Below are 21,789 nucleotides of genomic sequence, written 5' to 3'. Positions count from 1 at the left end.
TATGAAAAAGATAATTTTTGTTTTTGGATTAGCGATGCTTCTTTTTACCACAGCTTGCAAAGACAACAATACGCAAAATGGTATTGAAGTAATATCGCCTCAAGAAGTATATGACGCAGTTAGCAATAGCAAAAATTTGCAATTGATAGATGTGCGTACCAAGGAGGAATATGGCGAAGATCACTTAGAAACAGCGCAAAATATTTGTGTTACTGACGATGATTTTAAAGAAAAGGTAGCCAAGTTAGACAAAGACGAACCTGTTTATCTATACTGCCGAAGCGGAAAAAGAAGTGCCCGGGCAGCCCAGATTATGAAAGAAATGGGTTTTAAGGAAATCTACGATATGGAAGGTGGATTTTTAAATTGGGACAGCCAAGGACTTCAAGAAGCGAATTAAAAACCAATTCTTAATTTATTTAACGATGCCCTGCTTTGTGAGTTAAACTCACGCTAAAGTGCAACTTCAAAGAACAATCAAACGCCAAAATTAAGTATCTTCAAGATAACTAATTTTGGAAATGGATACTAACTCACAATTTGTACAAAATGAAATGCGGCGGCTCGTGGCAATAAGTTGTATGGACGAGCTTTGCCCAAACTCTGAATTTCAGGAATTGCACAAAGAGTTGTTATTGTTTTCGTTTGGTGCGGTAAAGGTGACAGTTGATTATGGCAAAAAATTAATTTCCATTTGGAATTCCAAACCGTTAACTACAAGTCCTGTTCGGTTATTTAATATGAAAGATGCCGTGGCAGACACACTCTCTTATACCAGTTTAGAGGAAACCCTCGCAGGATGCCTTAAAAGTGGGCAGCTTCAAGACAAGTATTATAAAACACTTCTTTTAAAATACAGCAATTTCTTAAATAACGACGATCATTTTTTAAGTGCCTAAATTAAATTTCTCTCTCTATAAATAGATCAGAAACGGAGGTATCGTGCAAGAAATCTGTACTAATCTTTTCTATTTCGGTTTAAAATAATTCAATTGTAAAAATCAAAATTAATATTCCTGTTTAAAGCATTTTTTCAGAAAGAAATTCCTGTAAATTTGCAGCCTAAAATTTCATGAATTGGCAAGACAAATAACAGATACAATCGTAATGATACGCCCGGTAGCTTTTCGTATGAATGAGCAAACGGCGGTGAATAATTTTTTTCAAGAAGACATAGCGCTCAAAAATGCTGAAATAAATACCAAAGCTCAGAAGGAATTTGATGCTTTTGTTGAAAAACTGCGAGCGGTAGGTGTGCAAGTTATTGTTGAAAATGACGATTTACGTATGGATACGCCAGATTCAATTTTTCCGAATAATTGGATTAGTTTTCACGAAAATGGCGATATAGGTTTGTATCCAATGTTTGCCGAAAACCGTAGGCGAGAAAGACGCGAAGAAATTTTAATCCGATTGGAAGATGAAGGTTTTAAAATCAACACTATCTACGATTATACATCTGCCGAAGATGATGGCCTGTTTCTGGAAGGCACGGGAAGTTTATTGCTGGACCGCGTAAACCATAAAGCTTATTGCGCACTTTCCGCACGCGCCGATGAGGAGCTGCTTATTGAGTTTTGTGAAGATTTTGAATATTTCCCTGTAATATTTACCGCGAACCAAACTGTTGATGGAAATCGTGTGCCAATTTATCACACGAATGTAATGATGTGTTTGGCAGAAAAATTCTGCGTTATTTGTTTGGACAGTATTGACGATGCTGTTGAAAAGAAAAATGTAGTAAAGCATTTAAAAAAGGACGGAAAAGAGATTATTCCAATTACCGAAGCTCAAATGCACCATTTTGCAGGCAATATGCTTCAAGTTCAGGGAAAGGACAAAAAGTATTTGGTAATGAGTTCTGCTGCTCACAATAGTTTAACCAAACAGCAAATAACTACTATTGAAAAACACTGCCAAATACTAAGCAGCGATCTTACAACCATTGAAACCTGCGGCGGCGGAAGCGCCCGTTGTATGATGGCCGAAGTGTTTTTGCCAAAAGCTTAATCTGGTTTAGAAACGTAATTTCCTTTTGCGATATTTTTTATCATTCCTCCAAAAATAAAATAGTGGAAGGGCAGCATTAAATACCAATATAGGCGGCCCCACAAACCTTTGGGTCTAAAAGTGGCGGTTTGTATTAGGTTGTTTTCTTCGTTAATGCAGAATTCTAACCAGGCTTCTCCCGGGAGCTTCATTTCGGCAAAAAGGAGCAAACGTTTGTTTTCTCTATCGGCATACAATACGCGCCAAAAATCTAAAACATCACCAGCGTAAATTTTATCGGGATGCGTTCTGCCACGCCGTAAACCCACTCCCCCAAAAAGTTTGTCGATAAAACCACGTATTCTCCAAAGCGAATTAGCATAATACCATCCTTGGGTTCCCCCAATTGCCCAAATATTATTTAAAGCGTTTTCCGGATCAGTTACTTTAATAATTTGTTCATCTTTTAAACAGCCGTATTTTGGCACTTGAATGTATTCCTTTAAATTCGAAATCCTCCCGGCGGTCAACGAATCTTTCCAACTAGAGATAACCAAATTTTGTTCAATTTTTATAAATGCATTTTTAATTGCTTCTTCGTATGAAATTGGTTGAATATTCAATATTTTTTGAAGTTTATTGTCTCGGGCAACAACTTCCATCTTCATACTATCTACAAGGTTTACAGCAAGTTTATATGAAGTAGAGGTAACAAAATAAAGCCAATACGATGATAGTCGTGGCGACATAACGGGTACGGGAATAATCCAAAGTTTTAATCCGCGAATTTTAGAATATTTTTCTAACATTTCCCGGTATGTTAAAACATCGGGTCCGCCAACATCAAACGATTCATTATAGCATTTTTCGTTATTTAAAACCCCATACAGGAAGGCAATCACATCGCGAATTGCAATGGGCTGGATTTTTGTTTTTAACCACTTGGGCGCAATCATTATTGGTAATTTTTCGCATAAATCTCTTATTATTTCAAAAGAAGAACTGCCGCTACCTACTACAATTCCCGCTCGAAGCACCGTAAGATTATAGTTGCCCTTGTATAAAATTTCTTCAACCTTTTTTCGGGAAGAAAGATGTTTTGATAATTCTTCCTGATTTACAATTCCGCTTAAATAAATTACCTGTTTAACCGACGTTACCGCCATGTATTTGTTGAAATTTTCGGACGAACGGGCTTCCATTTCGTCAAAATTTTTGGTGGAGCCGCTCATAGAATGTATTAAATAATAAGCCGCATCTATGTCTGTTGGGAAGGAATCGGTTTGTACCTCTTCGGCAAAATCTACTTCAACCACGCTTATTCGCTCGGTGGTTTTAGGGTCTAAGGGCAATCTATTTTTATCGCGAACTGCACATACCACTTCGTGTCCGTTTTCAAGTAGTTCGGGTAACAATCGCATGCCAATATAGCCATTGGCGCCAGTGAGTAAAATTTTCAATACTTTATAATTTGTTTAAAGATAAAGTAATATAATTAAACATCAGTTAAAAACCCGTTAACAAATAGCCTGCTATATTTTTCAAAGCGGTATCTTTAAAACTTCAACCAGTAAAATTTTAATTCGATGAAAATCTTAAAAGTTGTCTTGCTAATAGTAGGAATTGTTTTAATTGTATTTGGACTTTACAATGCATTCGTGCCGCAGCAAGTACTGGATATTGGTCCTTTGGAAGTCAATGCCAAAGAGGGATTAACAAATCAAACTTTAGGGATGATCGGCATTGGGGTTTTGGCTTTGGTGGCGGGCGCATTGCTTAAAAATCGGAATTAAATATGTATCGTTTTTAAGATAGAAATAACGGCGGCGCTAATATATTCTATACCTATTGCTATTACAATAAACCCAACAATTCTGGAAATTGCATTAATACCGGAAGCACCTAAAAACTTACTGATATAATGAGAGCTTCGCAAAATTAGAAAAGTGGCTAAACCAACCGCTAATACGGCTAAAATTACAAATACAATTTCGTTGGTTGCTTGGTATTTCTGATTAAAAGTAATTAATAGTGAAATTGATCCAGGGCCTGCGAGCATTGGAATTGCTAGCGGTGTTAATGAAAATTTTTCTCGTTTGTCTAAATCTTTTCGCACCCGCTTGTTCTTCATTCCCTTGTGTTTTGAAAAAGTTCCCGTGAGCAGCGCAAAGCCCGAAGTAACGATTATCATTCCACCTGCAATACGCAATGCATTTAAACTTATTCCGAAGAAATCCAGCAAATAAGTTCCTGCAAAAAAGGAAATTATTAAAATAACAGCAACATTAACGGTGGTTAAAAGTGAAGTTTTGTTTCGTTCCTCAGGATTTTCATCACTCGTTAATCCTACAAAAACAGGCACCGTCCCCAAAGGGTTTATTACTGAAAAAAGTGCCGCAAATACGTATAAAAATATATCCATAGTTTTTTAAACAAAGGAAGCGCGGTTTTTCAATTTTGAGATTACCATTATGTTATCAAAAGTTTAAATGCAGTTGTTGAAAATGTGATGATTTTACGATGTTTTCAAAATAATTAGCTGCGATTTGCACTATATTTTTTTCGTATAAAGTTCACCCATTCCTAAATCCTTCAAATTTAAAAACGTGTATCTTTGCCAAAATTTCTGAAACCTGGACAACCCAATTCGCCATATTAAAAAACTATAGTAATGACACTTCAACAAACGTTAGACAATCAAATTAAAACAGCAGTAGAAAAACTGTACGGCGCCAAACTTGAATCGGTAGAATTGCAACCTACGCGCAAAGATTTTGAGGGCGATATTACTGCTGTTGTGTTCCCTATGTTGCGGGTGGTAAAAGGAAATCCAGTGCAAATTGGTGAAGCCATTGGAAACTATTTGGTTGAAAACGTTACAGAAATTGAAAAATTTAATGTGGTTCAAGGTTTTTTAAACATCGTTTTAAGCGATGCGTATTACTTAAACTTTTTCAGTTCCGTTGCGGATTTTTCTTCCTTCGGAAAAGTGCCGCAGGGAAAAGAAGCTTTAATGGTTGAGTACTCTTCGCCAAACACTAATAAACCACTTCATTTAGGGCACGTTCGAAATGTGTTGCTGGGTTATTCAGTTTCTGAAATTGAAAAGGCTGCGGGTAAAAAAGTGTATAAAACCCAAATTATAAACGACCGGGGCATACATATTTGTAAAAGTATGCTCGCTTGGGAAAAGTTTGGAAATGGCGAAACCCCTGCCGATGCCGATTTAAAAGGCGATAAGCTCGTTGGTAATTATTACGTAAAATTCGATCAGGAATATAAAAAGCAAATTGAAACTTTAAAAGCTGAAGGTAAAACCGAAGAAGAAGCAAAAGCGCAAGCGCCACTTATTCTTGAAGCCCAAGAAATGCTTCGCAAATGGGAAGCCGGCGATGAACAAACCGTAGCGCTTTGGAACAAAATGAACGGCTGGGTTTATAGCGGTTTTGAGGAAACTTATAAGTCTATCGGTGTAAATTTTGACTTTTATTATTACGAAAGCGACACCTACCTTTTAGGAAAGGATATTATTGAAGAAGGCATAAAAAACGATGTTTTCTTTATGAAAGACGATGGCTCGGTTTGGTGCGATTTAACCGAAGAAGGCCTAGACGAAAAGCTGGTTTTGCGCAGTGATGGCACTGCAGTTTATATGACGCAGGATCTTGGTACCGCCGTGCAGCGCGTAAAAGATCATCCCGATGTTGGCGGTATGATTTACACCGTTGGAAACGAGCAGGATTACCACTTTAAAGTCTTATTTTTAATCCTGAAAAAACTTGGTTATTCTTGGGCTGAAAACCTATTTCACTTAAGTTACGGAATGGTGGATCTTCCTTCGGGCAAAATGAAAAGCCGCGAAGGAACCGTGGTAGATGCCGATGATTTAATTGCTCAAATGACCAATACGGCAAGAACCATTTCGGAAGAACTTGGAAAGATTGATGATTTTTCGGAAGAAGAAAAAGAAGCACTTTACCGAATGATTGGCTTAGGAGCTTTAAAATATTATATATTAAAAGTTGATCCAAAAAAACGGATTCTTTTTAACCCAGAAGAAAGCGTAGATTTTCAAGGAAACACAGGTCCTTTTATTCAATATACTTATGCACGGATTCAGTCAATTCTCCGAAAAGCTGATGATGTCAGGTTGAGCGCAGTCGAAACCTCTTTCGGTGAAGGAATCGAAATGCATCCAAAGGAAAAAGAACTTTTAAAGATTATTCAACAATACCCTGAGACCATTCAGTTGGCAGCAGCTAATTACAGTCCAGCTTTGATTGCAAATTATACGTATGATTTGGTTAAAGAATTCAACAGTTTTTACCAAAACGTACCAATCTTGGCAACGGATAATAAAACAGAAAAGGCTTTCCGAGTACAGCTTTCGGCAGCGGTTGCTGAGGTTATAAAAAGTGCTTTCGCACTGTTAGGAATCGAGGTTCCGGAGCGAATGTAGATTTTTTCTTTACGACTTGGCGCCTTTGCGAGAGAAATTTTGCACGCAAAGGCGCAGAGTTTTATGTTTTTTTTCCACTCACCACTCACCACTCACCACTCACCACTTCTTAAAACAAAACCTGAAACGAAAAGTTGGGCGTAATTCCCAAGGAAATTTCTTCTACTTTATTTACTGAAACTTCGTTGTTTTCATCTCGAATTATCGCATACCGAATGTTTACAGTATTTTCGGCATTCAGAATGTTTAAAAGCGCAATGTTAATTTTCGCATCAATGGTTGGCGATAATTTCCAGAGATACTCTGCAGAGAAATCTGTTCTAAAATAATTTGGCAGTCGCTCATTATTAGGAGGGTTGTATTGGATTGTGGTTAAACCGCCGTCGGTTGTGGTTTCAGCATCTTTTAGGGGAGTGGTGTAAGGTTTTCCGCTGTGCCAATTTAATCCCAATGCAATTTTTAAAGCATCCCACGAATAGCTTCCCGCTAGCGTTGCGGCATGCTGCATATCTAAATTATTCGGGAAGGTTGGTGGTACGAGCGTTATAAATTCATAATCGTTTTTACTGAACACATAACTTGCCCACGCACTAAATGTTTTCGATTTTTTATTGATTATAAATTCGGCGCCTTTCACCGTGTAATTTCCAATTGCTTTTGTAAATCGAAATTGATTTTGAAATCCTTGGTTCGCACTGTTTATATCTTCCACGACTTTATAAAATCCTTCAGCATTTAAAAATAGTCCATTCCTGCTGTAAACCAATCCTGCCGAAGCTTGTTTGCTTTTTAAAATTGGCGTGTTTTCTTCGTCGGCTAAAATCCAGCGTCTTTTTTCGATGCCCAGAAAATCGCTTTCAAAATCGACTCTTTGCGTTGCGCTTTGGCTTTTAAACTCACCCAAAACTTCAATAGCGAAACCGTTTAAGAATTTTTGATGCAAGCTAAATCGGGGTTCGATTAAAATTTCTTCAAATTTGTCGAAATAATTCCCCCGGACACCCGCAACCACAAAGGTCTTTTGGTTTTTTGAATGATAATTTATTCCAGCGAAAAGGGTGTGTGTTCGCAATACATCTTTTTCGTAATTACGAAATCGCGGCAGGTTAACATCTTGCGTATTTGCAATGCCAACTTCCGAAAAGTGATAGCCAGTTTGAAGTTTTAGATTTTCAGAAAGTAGCATGTTCGCGTCAAGTTTAACGCCTGTTTCCAAGACTTCGTTTCTTTGAATTTGTTCCTGAGTAGTAAAAATATCGCGGTTAATTGCGTCCAGTAAATAATAGGTGCCGTAACCTAAAATCGTGGTTTCAAATTTATCGTTCCACGAGCGATTCCAAGAAACGCCGCCAAGCAAGCTGCGTTGGTCTAATTTACTGGTTTTAGACTGCGAGTTTATTGCTAAAGTTTCAGTAAAATCGAGTGAATTATCGATGGTTAAAAAGTTGAAACGAATTTTATCTTTTTCTGAAAAATCCCACAGCAATTTGGTGCCGAAATCGTAAAAACTAAAATCTTCATCTGTGCTAATACCTATGTTGTTTTGGGTGCTTTCAGCCTTGTTTATTTCGCTATCTTGAAAAATTCGTTGGGTGTAATTTTTATAAATTGGCGATTCCCAAACTTCATTGATAGATTTTCTTCCCGCAACTTGAAGGCTTGCTTTTTCAGAAATTGGAATATCCAAAAATCCGCTTCCGTTTATTAAATTGAAGCCGATTCCCGCTTCGGTTTTTGATGAAACTGTATTTTGTGAACGCATATCCAGCACGCCCGAAACCCCTTCGCCATAACGAATGTTGGTGCCGTTTTTATACAGTGTTACCCTTTTGGTAAGATCTGGGTTAAACGCTGAAATAAGTCCGAAGAAATGCCCGCTTTGGTACATTTTTATATCGTCCCAAAGCAGCAAGTTTTCATCGTGCATCCCACCGCGAATGTTGATATTTGAAATGGTTTCATCCACACTTTCAACTCCCGGAAGGGCTTGTGCAATTTGTAAAACATCGTTTTCTATTTGCCCAGGCAATAAGCCAAAATGTGCCGTTGAAAGAAGGATTGAACCATCTGTATTTTTATCGATTCCTTTGGTAAATATATTTTGAATAACCACGGGTTCAAGCGTTGAAACGGAGGGGAGCATCAACAGTGCGACACAATCTGTTGAAAGTGTAGCTGTGCTGCTTGTAAGAGGCGAATAGCCAACAAAAGTAACAGTAAAGGCTGTGTTTTTATTTTGAAGTGGAACATAAAAAAAACCTTCGGCATTGGTAATTGTTTTAAAAGAATTATCATTTGAAATAACAGTGGCTCCAACCAATGGCAACTGAGTTTCAAAGTCGATTATTCTACCGCAGAGAAGCCCAGTATTTTCTTTTTTGGTTATTGTAATGTACCGCTCGTTAATGCGGTTATAATGAAATGGCGTGTTTTCCCGAAGGTATAAAAGTTCACTTTCTATTGATGCTAAATTTTCGGTAGGTTTTTTCAGTTTTATTCCTTCAATTTCTTCGCGAACGTACGAAAAACGCACATTGTGTTTTTTTTCTAACGTTTCTAAATAGGTTAAAAGTGTAGTGGCTTCGGTTTCCTGTGCTATGGCTTTTGCGCCAAAAACACAGAACACCAAAAAGAAAACAAAAACTCTGTAGCTACTTGCTATGTTTGGCATCAATGGTTACTGCTCCGTTTTTATTTATTTTATACGTCAATTGCAGGGGCTCACAAATTGATTTTAATGCAAGTTCAAGATTTTTATGGGTAAATGTGCCCGTAAATCTTTTTTCTAAATTTACGTTTTTTAAATTTATTTTCACCACATATTGTCTTTCCAAAGCATTTATAACCCTTTGTAGCGGTACATTGTTAAAACTACTTTCTTGTTGAAGCCACAGTGGGGATTGGTTATCAGTGACTTCGTTGGCAACTAATTTGCCATTTATTATTTCTATTTTTTTCCCAGCGGGAAGTTTTATCAAACTATTGTTAAAGGCGACGCTTACTAAGCCTTCGTAACACGTTACGGTAAAGAGTCCGTCGCGTGCAGCAACATTAAATTGTGTGCCCAACACGCTTACAATTCCTTCTGCAGTTTTTACACTGAATTTATTTCCTTTAGTTACTTTAAAATACGCTTCGCCATCTAAAGAAAGTTCGCGGGAATCGTCCCAATTTTTTTTGTTATACGTAATTTTTGAACCCGAATTTAAAGCTACTTCAGACCCATCGGGCAGCGAAAAGGTTTCGGTTTGTGCAACTTCAGTTTTAATTGAAGTATCGAGGGTTGTAGTGTAATAATATCCCGCAAGCAATAATGCGAATACCGCAGCCACTTTCCAAACAACTGAAAACATATTCGGTTTTTGTAACTGGCGAACAGGTTTTGTTTTATTTGAAATAGCTTTAAAATTTGCTTCGGAATTCATATCGGCAACCTCAAAACCTGAACTAGCATCTGCAATCTTTAAATACGAAGCATATTTGGGGTCTGCTTTTAATTGCTCCAGTTCTTCGGGCGTGGCTTCATTATTTAGCCATTTATGTAAAATGTAATCTTTATCCATTTTTATTGTATTCATAAGTGAAACAGTTCAGCCAACCGTTACCCTACTTTTAATTTTAAACATTTCCTATTTCCTTTCTAAGAATAGCCAGCGCTTGGCTCATTCTCTTTTCTACAGCTTTTACCGAAATGTTAAGCATTTCGGCTATTTCGGCATATTTTTTACCTTCTATTCTATTTAATAAAAAAGCGGTGCGTTGTGCTTCGGTAAGATTTTCAATAGAGTTTTTCAGTTTTTCGTGAAATTCATTTTCCTCCATTACAAATTCTGGAGACTGATAATTGGTTTTATCAGGCTGCCGTTTAGCGTGTTTTAAAACTACTTTTTTATGCGCTACTTCATTTAAAAAAGCATTGTTACAAACAGTGTATAAAAACGATTTTGCTTTTTCTTTAGTGACTTTCGCACAGTTTTGCCACAGTTTTATAAACGCTTCCTGCACCAAATCGTCGGCTTGCGCTGTGTCGCCACATTTAAAATATATAAACCGCCAAACCGGTTTTCCGTGCGCCTCATACAACTGGGCAAATGTATTTTCGTTACAGACGTTTTCGGGTTGTTTCATAAAGGGGATTGCTAATTTTCAAATATATTTAAAAGTTATTCAATTTGCAGGGTAGGGTTAATTTTTATTAATTTGTTATAACTGTAGCATAAAGGTTTAAAATTTGAAAAAATCATACTTCTTCCGTTTTATTTTTTTGGTTCTATTAAGTGTATCACTTTTTTCTTGTCAGAAAGAAGAAGAGGAGCATATTGATGAAACCGAGGAAGAAACCATTACCGCCAGTTCGCCATTAACCGAATTGTTGTTGCGCACATCCCAAAGTCGGGGAGCCTACGACGATTTAATTGATGGGAATAGCTGTGCTTCGGTAATCCTACCCGTAACTGTAATAGCTAACGGACAGCAAGTAACGGTAAACACTCCTGAGGATATAAATTTAATTAAGGAGATTTTTAATCTGTTTCCGAACGATACCGATACCTTAGAAATATTATATCCAATTTCGTTGGAATTGTTTGATTACACCCAAGTAACAATAACCAATCAAGCCGAATTGGATGCCCTTGCCGCTACGTGCGATCTTACCAATACCGAAATAGGCTGTTTGGATATTGTTTATCCAGTTTCATTTTTCACCTATAATTCGGCGCAACAACGAACAGGAACCGTTGCAATTGGGAATGATTGGGAACTTTTCAATTATCTGTATAATTTGGGCTCAGATGATTTTATAAGTTTCGATTATCCTGTGTCGACGATTTTAGAAGAGGGGCCAGTAGTAGAAGTAAATAGCAACGAAGAGCTGCAAACATTAATTTTAGAATGTGTAGCAAACACCAACGACGACCCCATTGATATTTCGCAATTTGAAGAAGATTTAACAACGGGTACCTGGTATGTAGATTACTTTTTTGACGATTACGATGAAACGGATAACTATGCCGGATACGCGTTCACTTTTGCATTAGATGGCACGGCGCAGAGTGTAAAATCAGGCGTGGTGGTGAATGGAACCTGGGCACTGGTAGAAGATTTAAAATTTGATCTTTTCTTTGGAACAAATTCCCCGCTGGATGAACTTGACGAAGACTGGGAAATTCTTGAAGCCAACGCAAATTTTATTAAACTTAAACACATTAGCGGAAGCGATGGAAGCATAGATTATTTAACCTTCGGTCGCGAACCAAACACTGGTGGAACAAATACAGAGCTCAATCTTTTTATTGAAAATTTGATAACCGGAAGTTGGTACGTTAATTTGCTGGAAGAGGATGGGGTTGACCACACCGCAAATTTCAATGAATATGAATTTACTTTCTTCGGAAATGGTTCAGCCACTGCAGTTAGCAATAACAATACAATAAGCGGATACTGGACTGCCCAAATGGACAGTGGTAATTTAGACTTTATCCTGAATTTTGAAACAACAACTAACGGTGATTTTGAGGAATTGAACGATGATTGGGATGTGCTGGAAGCCACCCAAACTATTATTGAACTTTCCGACGTAAGTGGTGGCGGTGGTACAGACTACCTTACTTTTGGTCGTGAACCGTACGGTGGCGGTGGCGGAGGTCCCGATCCACAGGAGCTGCGCGATATTCTTGAATCTGGAACTTGGTATGTTGAAAAATTCTTGAACGATGGCGACGATGAAACGGAAGAATTTAACGGATACAATTTCAACTTTTACAACAACGAAACCGTTTATGCCACCAATGGCACCGAGTACGTTTACGGAATATGGATTGTAACCGTAACTGGCCAAGAACTCAATTTTGAATTTGATATGGATAGCCCAATAAATGGAGCAGACAGTCAAGAATATAAAGCTTTGCAATATGCACCCACTTCAGTAACTTTTATAACTAGAAATAGTCAAGGGCAAATAGAAGATACTTTAATATTTAAACAGAATTAATTTTCCCCCAGCGTTTTAAGCTTCCCCGTAAAACCATCCCACTTTTGGATGGTTTTTTTTATAAATCAAATTGAGATTTCAGGGTTTTTATAAAAAAAGTCAATTTAAGGGTAGGGTTTTTATTGCGTTGCCTGTCTTACTTATATAAAACCCAAAAAGAAATTACAATGTCTAGATTCATCAAATTATCAGTATTTATTTGTCTTCTAATGATTGTGGCCAACTCCTGCTCCGAAGACGACTCACAACCTACCGAAAATCCAGATTCAAATTTAATTGCAGTAGATTCTGAATTAGGCAATTTATTGCTTCGCACTACAGACGTTAATAATACGTCTTCAATAGATTGTATAGATCTGGTTTATCCGGTTACATTTTTCATATACAATTCTAACCAGCAACAAACCGGTACACAAACGGTTAATAACGATGGGGAATTATTGGCGTTATTGCTTTCACTAGAAAATGGCACTTACATCGCGCTGCAGTTTCCTATTAGTGTGGTGTTGCAAGATGGAACTATTGTAGAAGTGAATAGCAATGCCGAATTGGTAGCATTAATTTCTGACTGTTCTGCCAATGGCGGCGGTATTCCTTCAGATTTTGAAACTATATTAACTACAGATTCCTGGTTTGTAACCTATTTTTTCGACGATGAAGATGAAACTGGTGATTTTGCAGGCTATGAATTTACCTTCGCAACAGATAACACGGCTCAAGCGGTAAGTACTTCAAACACCGTGAATGGAACTTGGAATTTAACAACTAGCACAACTCCAGATTTATTATTGTTTTTCGGTAATACCGATCCTTTTGATGAATTAGATGAAGATTGGGACATTATTGAAGCAACACAAGATATTATTAAACTGAAACACATTAGCGGCGGCGACGGCAGCGTAGATTTCCTAACCTTTGAACGCACCCCGAATGGTGGCGGCGGGGGTGGAAATACTTCAAATTTTGTCGATAACCTTACAACCAGTGTTTGGTACGTAAATCTTTTAGACGACGATGGTGATGACGAAACATGTGATTATGTAGATTATCAATTCACATTTAATTCAGATGAAACGGTTACGGCTACAAGTACTAACAACACTGTTAATGGCACTTGGACAGCTACAAGTAGTGGTAGCGGAATAGACCTTATTCTAAACTTCGAAATAACTGGTGGCGACGATCCTTTTGACGACTTAAACGACGATTGGGATGTGCTAAGTTTTGACACTGAAATTATAAAATTAATTGATGTTAGCGGCGGAAACGGCGGTACAGATTATCTCGATTTCGGAAGAAATCCGTACCAAGGTTGCAGCGGTGGTGGAAACACAACGGAGCTAACAAATATCTTAATTGATGGCCAATGGTTAGTAGCAAGCTACATAGACGACGGCGATGATGAAACAAACGATTACAACGGCTATGCGCTTACATTTAACGCAGATGGCAGTGTGCTTGCAGTAAATAGCAATAATACCATTAGCGGAACATGGAGTGTCGTAACAAGCGGAAGCGGTCTTGATGTAATACTAGATTTTGGAACTGCAATTCCTTTTGACGAATTTAATGATGATTGGGATGTTGATACCTACACAAGCACTAGAGTTGAACTCTTTGATGTTAGCGGTGGAAACGGCGGCACAGATTATTTAACTTTTGAAAAACTATAGCATTTTAGTCAATTTTTTGGCGGGTGATAAATATGTAACTGCGATGTGATTTTGTCATCCAATTACTACGGCGCCCTCCATTTTTGAAAAATAAATTGAACATAAAAACTAAAAAACATCTTTATGAAAACAGTGGCTCTAATCTTAATTTCATTTTTACTGCTTGGCTGTACCGCCAGTACCTATGATGATATTGAAGAGATTCAAGAAGAAAATCAAGGGGAGCTGGTAACCTATCAAGATGTTGCTTTTATATTTCAAAATAATTGTACGGTTTGCCACAGCAATCCACCACAAAACGGTGCGCCAATGCCCTTAACAAATTATTCTGAAGTAAAAGATGCCGTGGAAGATCGCGATTTAATAGACCGTATTAGCAGAGAAGAAGGCGAGCAAGGTTTGATGCCCTTGGGTGGCCCGCGCTTGCCACAACAACAAATTGATTTAATAACGCAGTGGAACCTAGATGGCCTACTGGAAAATTAAAATTTATGAAAACTACAATCACTTTTGCAATTATCTGTTTCGCCTTTATAGTTTCGGCTGTAGGGCAAGAAAAATACGCTACCAAAACTGGACAAATAGATTTTGAAGCGTCAGTTCCTTCTTTTGAAGAAGTAAAGGCGGCAAACTCCAACGTGAGTGCCGTTTTAGATGCGTCAACTGGTAAGTTTGCGGCTCTCGCACTAATGAAAGGATTTCGGTTTAAAGTGGCTTTAATGGAAGAACACTTTAATGAAAATTATATAGAATCTTCAAAATATCCAAGAGCGACTTTTAAAGGAATTATTCAAGATTTTGACATTTCTGAAATCTCAGGAAAGAGTGACTATTCTATTAAAGGCACATTTAATATGCACGGAACCGATAAAGAAATGGACGTGCCCGCTGTTATTTCTGTAAATGGAGATACCGTAATGCTTACGGCCCAATTTGTTATGCAACCGGAAGATTTCAATATAAAAATCCCTTCGATTGTCAGCAATAAAATAGCCGAAGATGTAAACGTTTTTGTTGAATTCAGCCTACAAAAACAATAAAAAAATAGAACCGATGAGCAAGCAAAGAATATTTTTAATCGCCCTTTTACTACTAGCGATAGTAGGCTATTTTGGCTATAACTATATATACCAAGACCATAGAAATATAAAAACTGAAACTTCACAGCTAGAGATTACTGCGCCGTATTTATTGGAACGTTTTAAAACAAATAATGCTGAGGACCTGCTGAATAAAACCATAACCGTAACGGGAGTTATAACCAACATAGAAGGAAACGCCATCACCCTAGATGAAAGCGTTTATGCCAGTTTTGACGCCTTGAGCACAGAAGTTAACGTAAAGGATAAAGTGAAAATTAAAGGCAGATGTATAGGGTATGACGAGTTATTTGAAATTGTAAAGCTGGATCAAAGCACAGTGATAAAATAGAACCATGATGAAAAATATAGCACTCTTAATATGCTTTCTTCCCTTTGGACTTTTCGCTCAGGATGACTTATTAGATGATCTTGAAAGCGAAGTGGAAGTAGATAAAACCGTGACCGCAGCCTTTAAAGGTTTAAAAGTAGTAAACTTTGAAACCACAAAGCTTGCCGACAAAAACGATTTCTATTTTGTAGTGGCGCACCGTTTTGGGTCAGTGAAAAACGGAATTAAAGATTTTTTTGGATTGGACAATGCAGTCACCCAACTAAAATTTATTTACGGTTTTACTAATTGGTTGAATGTAGGGATTGCACGAAGTTCTTTTCAACAAAAATATGGAGCGCATATTAAATACCGTTTAATTCCGCAGGAGCGGGACGGCTTTCCGTTGACCGTAGTAGGTTATAATTTGGTTACAGTAAATACCTCGTTGGAAAAAGACCAATATACAAATCTGGAATTTGAAGACAGGCTTACATACACTTCGCAATTGTTGCTGTCGAAAAAATTTAGTGAATCATTTTCAGTATTGCTCGCCCCAACATATATCCATGAAAATTTAGCAACGCGTAGTCGTGAGGTATTGCCAAATGGGACCACGGTGAATTATGACGAAAATTCCAATCAATTCGCACTGGGTGTGGGAGGGCGATATAAAATTTCAACTCGAGTGAGTATCAACGCAGATTATGGAATTCATTTAAACCGAAATGATAATTCCAGTTATAGAAATCCACTTTCGGTGGGAGTAGATATTGAAACGGGTGGTCACGTGTTTCAAATGCATTTCACAAATGCTCAAGCCATGTTTGAAGAAGGATTTATTGTGCAGGGACAAGGTGATTGGGTAGATGGTAATTTCTTTTTCGGCTTTAATATTAGTCGTGTTTTTTAAAGAATATTTCATTCCTTTTTTAAATGAAACTTAAAGTACATAAAGTAGTAAAATTTTTTATTAACCTAAAATTAAACATTATGATAAAATTTAAACTATTTTTTACAATGGCACTAATAGCTACATTGGCTAGTGCACAAACAACTTTTGATCTAGACTGGTATGTTGGAATTCCGAATGGGGATGCCAGCATCACCATTGAACCGGGAGATACTGTACGGTGGACGTGGACAGACGAGGTTCCACATTCGGTAACAAGCGATTCTGGAAGCCAGGAGAGTTTTGACAGTGGAATACTAACGGGTAGCGGTACGCAATTTTCGTACACTTTTACTGAAATAGGTGTAAATGACTACGAATGCGATGTACATTCAAATATGGAAGGAACTATTACGGTAGATAATATTGCTTCAATTGAAGAAAAATTTAAAATGAATATTTCATTTTATCCCAATCCCGTAACCAATAAGTTAACCGTGGCTTCCCTTTACAAACTAGATAGTTACAAAATTCACAATGTATTGGGTAAATTGGTTGCACAAGGGGCTGCCAATGGAAACATTACAGAAATTGATCTATCTAAATTAGAGAGTGGGTTGTATTTTGTAAAAGCCGTTTCTGGAGAAATGGAATCGACTTTTAAAATTGTGAAGCGATAAAAGCACTTCAATCTTAAAAAGAGGCCGTTAAAAAAACAGCCTCTTTTTTATTTTGACTCTAACTCATCTTTATCCAGATGATAGATTTCCATAATGCCTTCCAATACTTTTTCAAAATCTATTTTTAAATCTATCAGTTTACCGCTAGCCATATCCATCACCCACCCGTGAACGGTTAAACGTCCTTGACGCACGCCAATCTGAACATCGGCAGTTTTTATAACATTTACGCACTGCTCCTGTACGTTAAGCTCTACCAATCTTTTGTATTTTTCCTCTTCATCTGCAATACCATTTAACTCATCGCGATGCAGGCGATACACATCTCGTATATTACGCAGCCAAGGATTTAAAATCCCCAAATCTTTAGATTGCATAGCAGCTTTAACCCCGCCACAACCGTAATGGCCGCAAATAACAATATGTTTTACTTTTAGAACATCAACGGCATAATCAATAACGCTCATCGCGCTTAAATCTAAGTTGGAAACCATATTTGAAATGTTCCGCATTACAAAAACATCTCCCGGTTTTACCCCCATAACTTCCTCTGCAGTTACGCGGCTGTCGCTACAACCTATATAGAGAATATCTGGGTTTTGCCCGTTGGCTAGGTTCTTGAAATAGTCGGGATCGTTGCCTAATTTTTCACTCACCCAGGTTTGATTGTTCTTAAAAATTTGTGCTATATCCATATTTTTCTGAAGATTTTATTCAGGCTATAAAGATACAGTAAAAGCAGTTTTGCTTGCAACTTCAAAATATATTCCGTTAGTTATTAATTTTGAACATTATTTAAGTTGATTGGATTTTTCTGGAACTTCCAAAACCTGCAATTTGGTGGAGATATTGGGTAACTTGATGATTGATTGTTGATATGACTTTTCAGAATTTATTGGCTTCCTGCTTCTACTATATAAGTATTTGGCCCAATTTGTCCCGTTGTTGTAAGTGATGCACATTCGTCATTTCTTTCAAAGATTGCTTTGGTAGGTTTTACAGCTCCGTTGGCCATGGTTGGAAAATCATAAATGGTTTTTGTATACCCAATACTACTACATGGATGTCTATTGCCATCTTGTGAGCCCCAATATTCAGTAAAATTGTAGGATGTAGCATTAAGCCATTCCCAAGTATCCGGAACCAAGATTTTTCCTATAAATTCCTCTTTTCCAGTTTCCATATCCATAACCCAAGATCCCCACCAAGTTCCGCTATTTGGTGCTTCTGCCTTGCCAAGTTCCCAAACCCTTATGCGGTATTTACGTCCTTCCTGCCAGTTGTATTTTATCCTGCAAGAATACCCAAAACCTTCATGCCCAAAGGCTTCGGTAAAACCATTTGGACTTTCGACAGTTTTTGCTTCCCAAATCGAGAAAATGGCAATTTTTGTTTTCTCACCTTTATACAAAGCCGAATTTTGAAGGCCCATATATCCTGTTTTACCATTTTTAAAAGAGAATTGCTGTGCCCAATAGAAATTGGGGGCTTCTTTTTCTATGGTAAGAAAGAAATCTAAATTATTATATCCTTTGCTGTCAGCATCTAATTGCGGCCAGTTAAATATTGCTGACGCTATATAAGAGGGCGATTTAAAGGTTAATTCGTTATCGCCCGTATTATTTTGTGCCATTAAAAAACTATTGCCGGCAAAAAATAGTAGGACAGCTGAAGTATAAATTTGCTTGAAATTTTTCATTATTGTTGATTTTAGGTTAGTTGTTTTCATTTGCTTTAAATACCCGAAACAGATTACTGACAAGGATTTTCCATTTTATTATTAATCTTTTAATACAGGTGGCGCCACGACCGTTTGTTTCAAAATAACAAAGCTATCCACGGTAACCCGGTGTTTCTTAAAGTTTATAAGTTGAATAAGGATTATCATAATCACGGGCATAGCGGCTATAATGAAAAAGACGATTTCCCAAGTAAAATTTGTTTTCAAAACCCCGAGCATTGCAGCTCCGGCAGCGCGCCCCATATTGGAAAGTGCCATATAAAGGGTAAATTGGGTCGCGGCAACAGTTTTCCAGCAAAGGTGCATCGCCGATGCGAACACCGCAATGCACAAAAATGTGTATAGTGTGTAATAGGAAAGGATAAAGGCGTAAACAATTAAATTATTTCCCCATAGATTGGACAGGGATGCAAATACGGCTATAAGTAGGGTCAAGAAAAATAAATACACCGAAAGCATTTTGATTTTTCCAAAATAGTCCACCAGATAGCCCCCGATGAACATGCCCAAAAAACCTCCAATTACCGTTGTAATGGAAAATACATTTGAAAAATACGAATTTGTCCACCCCAATTCCTGAATGCTGAAAATAGGCAGCAGCGTGTCAATAAGTCCGAACATTAAACCCACGGCAAAAACCCCAAGGCCAAATACCAAGCTCGATTTTAACCGAAGAACCTTGTAAAGGCATTTAAAAATGTGCTTCCAGCTTCGCAATTGTGTCTGCTTCGAATCTGGGGAAACTGCCCCGGCTGTCCAGGGCATTGTCTTTTCGCCCGGCCGTTCCTTAAAGTAAATCGGGAAAAGCATAATGGTTGCCACCGCAATGGAAAGGGAAGAGATAGCCGTAGGGAAACCAAAGGTATTGATAAGCCAAGTACCCATAAGCAATGACGCCGAAATGCCGATGGTTTTGGCCCCCCACATAAGGCCATTGGCCCGGGCCTGTTCGTTCCCGGGAATAACATCCACGGCCATGCCATCGGTTGCCACGTCTTGAAATGCGCCAAAAAAACTGATGAAAAAACCCGCAACCATTAAGGCGGAAAGATTGGTCAACGGATCGGGAACCAACCCGATACATAAAAAACTAATGATTAAACCAAGCTGCCCAAAGATCACCCACGGTCTTTTTCTGCCCATTGCCAACAGGGTGAAACGATCGATCAAAGGCGCAATCACAATTTTAAAGCTCCACGGAATCCCAACAACCCCCACATATGCTGCGATTTCCATAGCCGACTTGCCGTTCATGGCCAACCAAGCGGGAATTGCAAAAAAGGTAATGCCTTCGGGAATTCCCTGGGCAATATAAAGTGCCGAAAAGGTAATATACCTGGTTAAGGCATTGTCGGTCAAGATCCTGCCCAATCTTTTTTTTCTGATAGTAGTTTCGTTCGCCATGATTCTAGGTTTTAATGGAAAGATTAAAATCTTCCTTTTTTATGGGTGACATGGGGAAACTGCCTTTTCTTCCTGAATTTTGTTTGATTTAAATTGTTACTGCCTACTTTTTTCGGTTTCCTGCCTGATCGGTTTACCCGCCGGAGGAGGGCAGGCAGGTCAGCCGCTCCGTCGTCTTTGAAAAATTTATTTTTCCATCGCCTCGGCCACTTTCTCGGTATCCAAAAACTGCTGAAAGGTTACTACCTTGCCATTCTTAAGCGTCCAGAGATGGGCTACCTGAGCATTATAGGTTTTTCCGGTTTTCTTTACTTTGGCCTCGTAGCGAAGCGTTGCCAGCACTTGGTTATTGTCCATACCGTGAAGCTGTATGTCAGCCAATTTGAAATATTCGTGCTCCTCTCCAAGTCTTTTGAAAACGCCATTTAACACCGCCTCCGGGCCAATGTATGGATTGCCATCTGCAAGTGAATTGCTTTCGGCTTCGTTCCAAACTATTTTTGGATCCATACCGGCGAGGACGGTTGGAATATCGCCAGCTGCAAAGGCTTTGTAAAGGCCATCCACAGCGGCTATATTTTGAGCCGTATTTCCATTTTTCATCTCAACGCGAATAAGCTTGATGGTCTCTGTTTTGCTCAAGTTTTCAGCTTGATGTGGTGCTTCCGGATTTTTGAAAATGGTTAATGGATAAGTCGGTTGTTCCGGGAATTTTCGGGAATCGAGAATCATATTGCCTTCGCTGTCATAATCTATAAAATCGCCTGCACTAATTATATAAAGCGTACTTGGCCATTGATGATGGTGCAGCGGTTCTTTTTCGCCAGGAAGTAGTGTTACCTCCAAAACCCTAACTTTATCGTTTTCCAATAAAATTTTATGGTTTTTTGGGGCGGCTATAACAGCATCCAGTTCGGCAGGCCAATCGGCAGGATTTCCCGTATTATAGGCGAAGGTATTTGCATCTAATTTTTTTTGACCAAAAGAAGCCGTCGTAATAAAAATGGCAGTGATTAATAACGTAAAGTTTTTAAGAGTTTTCATAATGTTGTGTTTTATTGAGGTTTATGTACTTCCAATTCTATCTCTATCATAAATTCGGGAATAGCCAATTCCTTTACGCCAAGCCAAGTACCTGTTGGAAATTGCTTTTTATAGATTTCAGCCCTGTAACCCGACAATTCTAAAAATTTGGGCATATTAGTGGTGAAAACATTTTCTACAACCACATCGTCAAAGGTGCATCCGAAATGCGCTAGTACTTTTTCCAAATCTGAATAGCAGTTTTTCATTTGTTGCCCTAAATCGCCAACAGCGGTAGGATTGCCTTTATCGTCCATACTCACGGCACCAGAGATTTTTATGGTATTGCCAATCTTTACTGCATGTGAATACCCGTATGCTTTTTCAATCTGTGGCCGTAAGTGAAAATATTCGGGTGATTCTTTTGCCTTTGAATTTGTTGTAACCGAAGTTTTTTTCGCATTAAAAGTTGTTGTGTTTATCTCTGTTGAAGCTATGCCTGTTATTGCGGCATCTGCAGTACTAT

The 21,789-nt window shown here is 38.1% G+C and carries 22 protein-coding genes; 12 read left to right on the top strand and 10 right to left on the bottom strand.

From position 1 onward, the window contains the following. Position 1: 1 nt before the first annotated feature. The 3 genes from VZD24_RS05000 to ctlX all read left to right on the top strand — a co-directional run bounded on the left by VZD24_RS05000 (position 2) and on the right by ctlX (position 2,010). Positions 2-400 carry a rhodanese-like domain-containing protein gene (locus VZD24_RS05000; RefSeq protein WP_279449080.1) on the top strand — a complete coding sequence of 133 codons (399 nt, stop codon included), beginning with the start codon at positions 2-4 and terminating at the stop codon, positions 398-400. 121 nt (positions 401-521) lie between these two features. Beyond that, the gene (locus tag VZD24_RS04995; RefSeq protein ID WP_342687179.1) at positions 522-899 is read left to right on the top strand and encodes a hypothetical protein; all 378 of its coding nucleotides are present in this window, start codon (positions 522-524) and stop codon (positions 897-899) included. Between the two features lie 208 nt (positions 900-1,107). Continuing rightward, the gene (ctlX, locus tag VZD24_RS04990; protein ID WP_373693816.1) at positions 1,108-2,010 is read left to right on the top strand and encodes a citrulline utilization hydrolase CtlX; all 903 of its coding nucleotides are present in this window, start codon (positions 1,108-1,110) and stop codon (positions 2,008-2,010) included. Here the strand turns inward: ctlX and VZD24_RS04985 are convergent. After that, a complete protein-coding gene (locus VZD24_RS04985; protein ID WP_342687180.1) occupies positions 2,007-3,449 on the bottom strand; it encodes an SDR family oxidoreductase in 1,443 nt (480 codons plus the stop codon). The genes ctlX and VZD24_RS04985 overlap by 4 nt on opposite strands. Positions 3,450-3,575: 126 nt before the next feature. Here VZD24_RS04985 and VZD24_RS04980 point away from each other — a divergent pair, with 126 nt between their 5' ends. Next, complete coding sequence (locus VZD24_RS04980) at positions 3,576-3,782, top strand: hypothetical protein (protein WP_279449077.1); 207 nt, start codon at positions 3,576-3,578, stop codon at positions 3,780-3,782. On the opposite strand, the gene VZD24_RS04975 is transcribed toward VZD24_RS04980, so the two are convergent. Next, positions 3,779-4,411 (bottom strand): MarC family NAAT transporter, encoded by a 633-nt coding sequence (locus VZD24_RS04975; RefSeq protein ID WP_279449076.1) that lies wholly within the window; start codon positions 4,409-4,411, stop codon positions 3,779-3,781. The genes VZD24_RS04980 and VZD24_RS04975 overlap by 4 nt on opposite strands. 249 nt (positions 4,412-4,660) lie before the next feature. On the opposite strand from VZD24_RS04975, the gene argS reads away from it, so the two are divergent. Beyond that, positions 4,661-6,448, top strand: a complete 1,788-nt coding sequence (argS, locus tag VZD24_RS04970; RefSeq protein ID WP_342687181.1) for an arginine--tRNA ligase — start codon at positions 4,661-4,663, stop codon at positions 6,446-6,448. 109 nt (positions 6,449-6,557) lie between these two features. On the opposite strand, the gene VZD24_RS04965 is transcribed toward argS, so the two are convergent. Genes VZD24_RS04965 through VZD24_RS04955 form a run of 3 tightly spaced genes read right to left on the bottom strand, consistent with a single transcriptional unit; the run spans position 6,558 to position 10,576 of the window. After that, a complete protein-coding gene (locus tag VZD24_RS04965) occupies positions 6,558-9,119 on the bottom strand; it encodes a TonB-dependent receptor (protein ID WP_342687211.1) in 2,562 nt (853 codons plus the stop codon). Beyond that, positions 9,100-10,026: a FecR family protein gene (locus VZD24_RS04960; RefSeq protein ID WP_342687182.1), complete on the bottom strand. Its 927-nt coding sequence runs from the start codon at positions 10,024-10,026 to the stop codon at positions 9,100-9,102. The genes VZD24_RS04965 and VZD24_RS04960 overlap by 20 nt, the downstream gene beginning before the upstream one ends. Before the next feature lie 40 nt (positions 10,027-10,066). Next, the gene (locus VZD24_RS04955; protein WP_279449073.1) at positions 10,067-10,576 is read right to left on the bottom strand and encodes an RNA polymerase sigma factor; all 510 of its coding nucleotides are present in this window, start codon (positions 10,574-10,576) and stop codon (positions 10,067-10,069) included. A 103-nt stretch (positions 10,577-10,679) separates the two neighbouring features. Between VZD24_RS04955 and VZD24_RS04950 the strand changes: the two genes are divergently transcribed. The 7 genes from VZD24_RS04950 to VZD24_RS04920 all read left to right on the top strand — a co-directional run bounded on the left by VZD24_RS04950 (position 10,680) and on the right by VZD24_RS04920 (position 17,095). After that, positions 10,680-12,440 carry a hypothetical protein gene (locus VZD24_RS04950; RefSeq protein WP_342687183.1) on the top strand — a complete coding sequence of 587 codons (1,761 nt, stop codon included), beginning with the start codon at positions 10,680-10,682 and terminating at the stop codon, positions 12,438-12,440. A gap of 167 nt (positions 12,441-12,607) precedes the next feature. Next, entirely contained in the window at positions 12,608-14,113 is a 1,506-nt protein-coding gene (locus VZD24_RS04945; protein ID WP_342687184.1) for a hypothetical protein, read from the top strand. A 123-nt stretch (positions 14,114-14,236) separates the two neighbouring features. Continuing rightward, on the top strand, positions 14,237-14,599 hold the full coding sequence (locus VZD24_RS04940; RefSeq protein WP_237603079.1) for a c-type cytochrome: 363 nt from the start codon (positions 14,237-14,239) through the stop codon (positions 14,597-14,599). Positions 14,600-14,604: 5 nt separating this feature from the next. Continuing rightward, on the top strand, positions 14,605-15,153 hold the full coding sequence (locus VZD24_RS04935) for a YceI family protein (RefSeq protein ID WP_342687185.1): 549 nt from the start codon (positions 14,605-14,607) through the stop codon (positions 15,151-15,153). Between the two features lie 13 nt (positions 15,154-15,166). Then, complete coding sequence (locus VZD24_RS04930; protein ID WP_279449069.1) at positions 15,167-15,544, top strand: OB-fold protein; 378 nt, start codon at positions 15,167-15,169, stop codon at positions 15,542-15,544. 4 nt (positions 15,545-15,548) lie between these two features. Continuing rightward, positions 15,549-16,436: a DUF5777 family beta-barrel protein gene (locus VZD24_RS04925; RefSeq protein ID WP_342687186.1), complete on the top strand. Its 888-nt coding sequence runs from the start codon at positions 15,549-15,551 to the stop codon at positions 16,434-16,436. 80 nt (positions 16,437-16,516) lie between these two features. After that, on the top strand, positions 16,517-17,095 hold the full coding sequence (locus tag VZD24_RS04920) for a T9SS type A sorting domain-containing protein (protein WP_342687187.1): 579 nt from the start codon (positions 16,517-16,519) through the stop codon (positions 17,093-17,095). A gap of 47 nt (positions 17,096-17,142) precedes the next feature. On the opposite strand, the gene VZD24_RS04915 is transcribed toward VZD24_RS04920, so the two are convergent. The 5 genes from VZD24_RS04915 to VZD24_RS04895 form a co-directional block, all read right to left on the bottom strand. Further along, positions 17,143-17,790 carry a carbonic anhydrase gene (locus tag VZD24_RS04915; RefSeq protein ID WP_342687188.1) on the bottom strand — a complete coding sequence of 216 codons (648 nt, stop codon included), beginning with the start codon at positions 17,788-17,790 and terminating at the stop codon, positions 17,143-17,145. Positions 17,791-17,987: 197 nt separating this feature from the next. Then, a complete protein-coding gene (locus VZD24_RS04910) occupies positions 17,988-18,794 on the bottom strand; it encodes a DUF3472 domain-containing protein (protein WP_279449066.1) in 807 nt (268 codons plus the stop codon). A gap of 81 nt (positions 18,795-18,875) precedes the next feature. Then, positions 18,876-20,240, bottom strand: coding sequence for an MFS transporter (locus tag VZD24_RS04905; protein WP_279449065.1), 1,365 nt, complete (start codon positions 20,238-20,240; stop codon positions 18,876-18,878). A gap of 186 nt (positions 20,241-20,426) precedes the next feature. After that, the gene (locus VZD24_RS04900; RefSeq protein ID WP_279449064.1) at positions 20,427-21,284 is read right to left on the bottom strand and encodes a nuclear transport factor 2 family protein; all 858 of its coding nucleotides are present in this window, start codon (positions 21,282-21,284) and stop codon (positions 20,427-20,429) included. Positions 21,285-21,295: 11 nt separating this feature from the next. Then, positions 21,296-21,745 carry a RidA family protein gene (locus tag VZD24_RS04895; RefSeq protein ID WP_373693817.1) on the bottom strand — a complete coding sequence of 150 codons (450 nt, stop codon included), beginning with the start codon at positions 21,743-21,745 and terminating at the stop codon, positions 21,296-21,298. Between the last annotated feature and the right edge of the window lie 44 nt (positions 21,746-21,789).

Source organism: Aequorivita flava (assembly GCF_038742595.1).
GTDB lineage: Bacteria > Bacteroidota > Bacteroidia > Flavobacteriales > Flavobacteriaceae > Aequorivita > Aequorivita marisscotiae.
This window is presented reverse-complemented; position numbering and strand designations above follow the sequence as displayed.

What these genes read in the sequence shown, in the direction of transcription:
- VZD24_RS04935 (WP_342687185.1), top strand. Translation starts at nt 14,605, where the DNA reads ATGAAAACTACAATCACTTTTGCAATTATCTGTTTCGCCTTTATAGTT.
- VZD24_RS04975 (WP_279449076.1), bottom strand. Translation starts at nt 4,411, where the DNA reads ATGGATATATTTTTATACGTATTTGCGGCACTTTTTTCAGTAATAAAC.
- VZD24_RS04915 (WP_342687188.1), bottom strand. Translation starts at nt 17,790, where the DNA reads ATGGATATAGCACAAATTTTTAAGAACAATCAAACCTGGGTGAGTGAA.
- VZD24_RS04995 (WP_342687179.1), top strand. Translation starts at nt 522, where the DNA reads ATGGATACTAACTCACAATTTGTACAAAATGAAATGCGGCGGCTCGTG.
- ctlX (WP_373693816.1), top strand. Translation starts at nt 1,108, where the DNA reads ATGATACGCCCGGTAGCTTTTCGTATGAATGAGCAAACGGCGGTGAAT.
- VZD24_RS04905 (WP_279449065.1), bottom strand. Translation starts at nt 20,240, where the DNA reads ATGGCGAACGAAACTACTATCAGAAAAAAAAGATTGGGCAGGATCTTG.
- argS (WP_342687181.1), top strand. Translation starts at nt 4,661, where the DNA reads ATGACACTTCAACAAACGTTAGACAATCAAATTAAAACAGCAGTAGAA.
- VZD24_RS04945 (WP_342687184.1), top strand. Translation starts at nt 12,608, where the DNA reads ATGTCTAGATTCATCAAATTATCAGTATTTATTTGTCTTCTAATGATT.
- VZD24_RS04920 (WP_342687187.1), top strand. Translation starts at nt 16,517, where the DNA reads ATGATAAAATTTAAACTATTTTTTACAATGGCACTAATAGCTACATTG.
- VZD24_RS04955 (WP_279449073.1), bottom strand. Translation starts at nt 10,576, where the DNA reads ATGAAACAACCCGAAAACGTCTGTAACGAAAATACATTTGCCCAGTTG.
- VZD24_RS04930 (WP_279449069.1), top strand. Translation starts at nt 15,167, where the DNA reads ATGAGCAAGCAAAGAATATTTTTAATCGCCCTTTTACTACTAGCGATA.
- VZD24_RS05000 (WP_279449080.1), top strand. Translation starts at nt 2, where the DNA reads ATGAAAAAGATAATTTTTGTTTTTGGATTAGCGATGCTTCTTTTTACC.
- VZD24_RS04980 (WP_279449077.1), top strand. Translation starts at nt 3,576, where the DNA reads ATGAAAATCTTAAAAGTTGTCTTGCTAATAGTAGGAATTGTTTTAATT.
- VZD24_RS04925 (WP_342687186.1), top strand. Translation starts at nt 15,549, where the DNA reads ATGATGAAAAATATAGCACTCTTAATATGCTTTCTTCCCTTTGGACTT.
- VZD24_RS04960 (WP_342687182.1), bottom strand. Translation starts at nt 10,026, where the DNA reads ATGAATACAATAAAAATGGATAAAGATTACATTTTACATAAATGGCTA.
- VZD24_RS04900 (WP_279449064.1), bottom strand. Translation starts at nt 21,284, where the DNA reads ATGAAAACTCTTAAAAACTTTACGTTATTAATCACTGCCATTTTTATT.
- VZD24_RS04910 (WP_279449066.1), bottom strand. Translation starts at nt 18,794, where the DNA reads ATGAAAAATTTCAAGCAAATTTATACTTCAGCTGTCCTACTATTTTTT.
- VZD24_RS04965 (WP_342687211.1), bottom strand. Translation starts at nt 9,119, where the DNA reads ATGCCAAACATAGCAAGTAGCTACAGAGTTTTTGTTTTCTTTTTGGTG.
- VZD24_RS04940 (WP_237603079.1), top strand. Translation starts at nt 14,237, where the DNA reads ATGAAAACAGTGGCTCTAATCTTAATTTCATTTTTACTGCTTGGCTGT.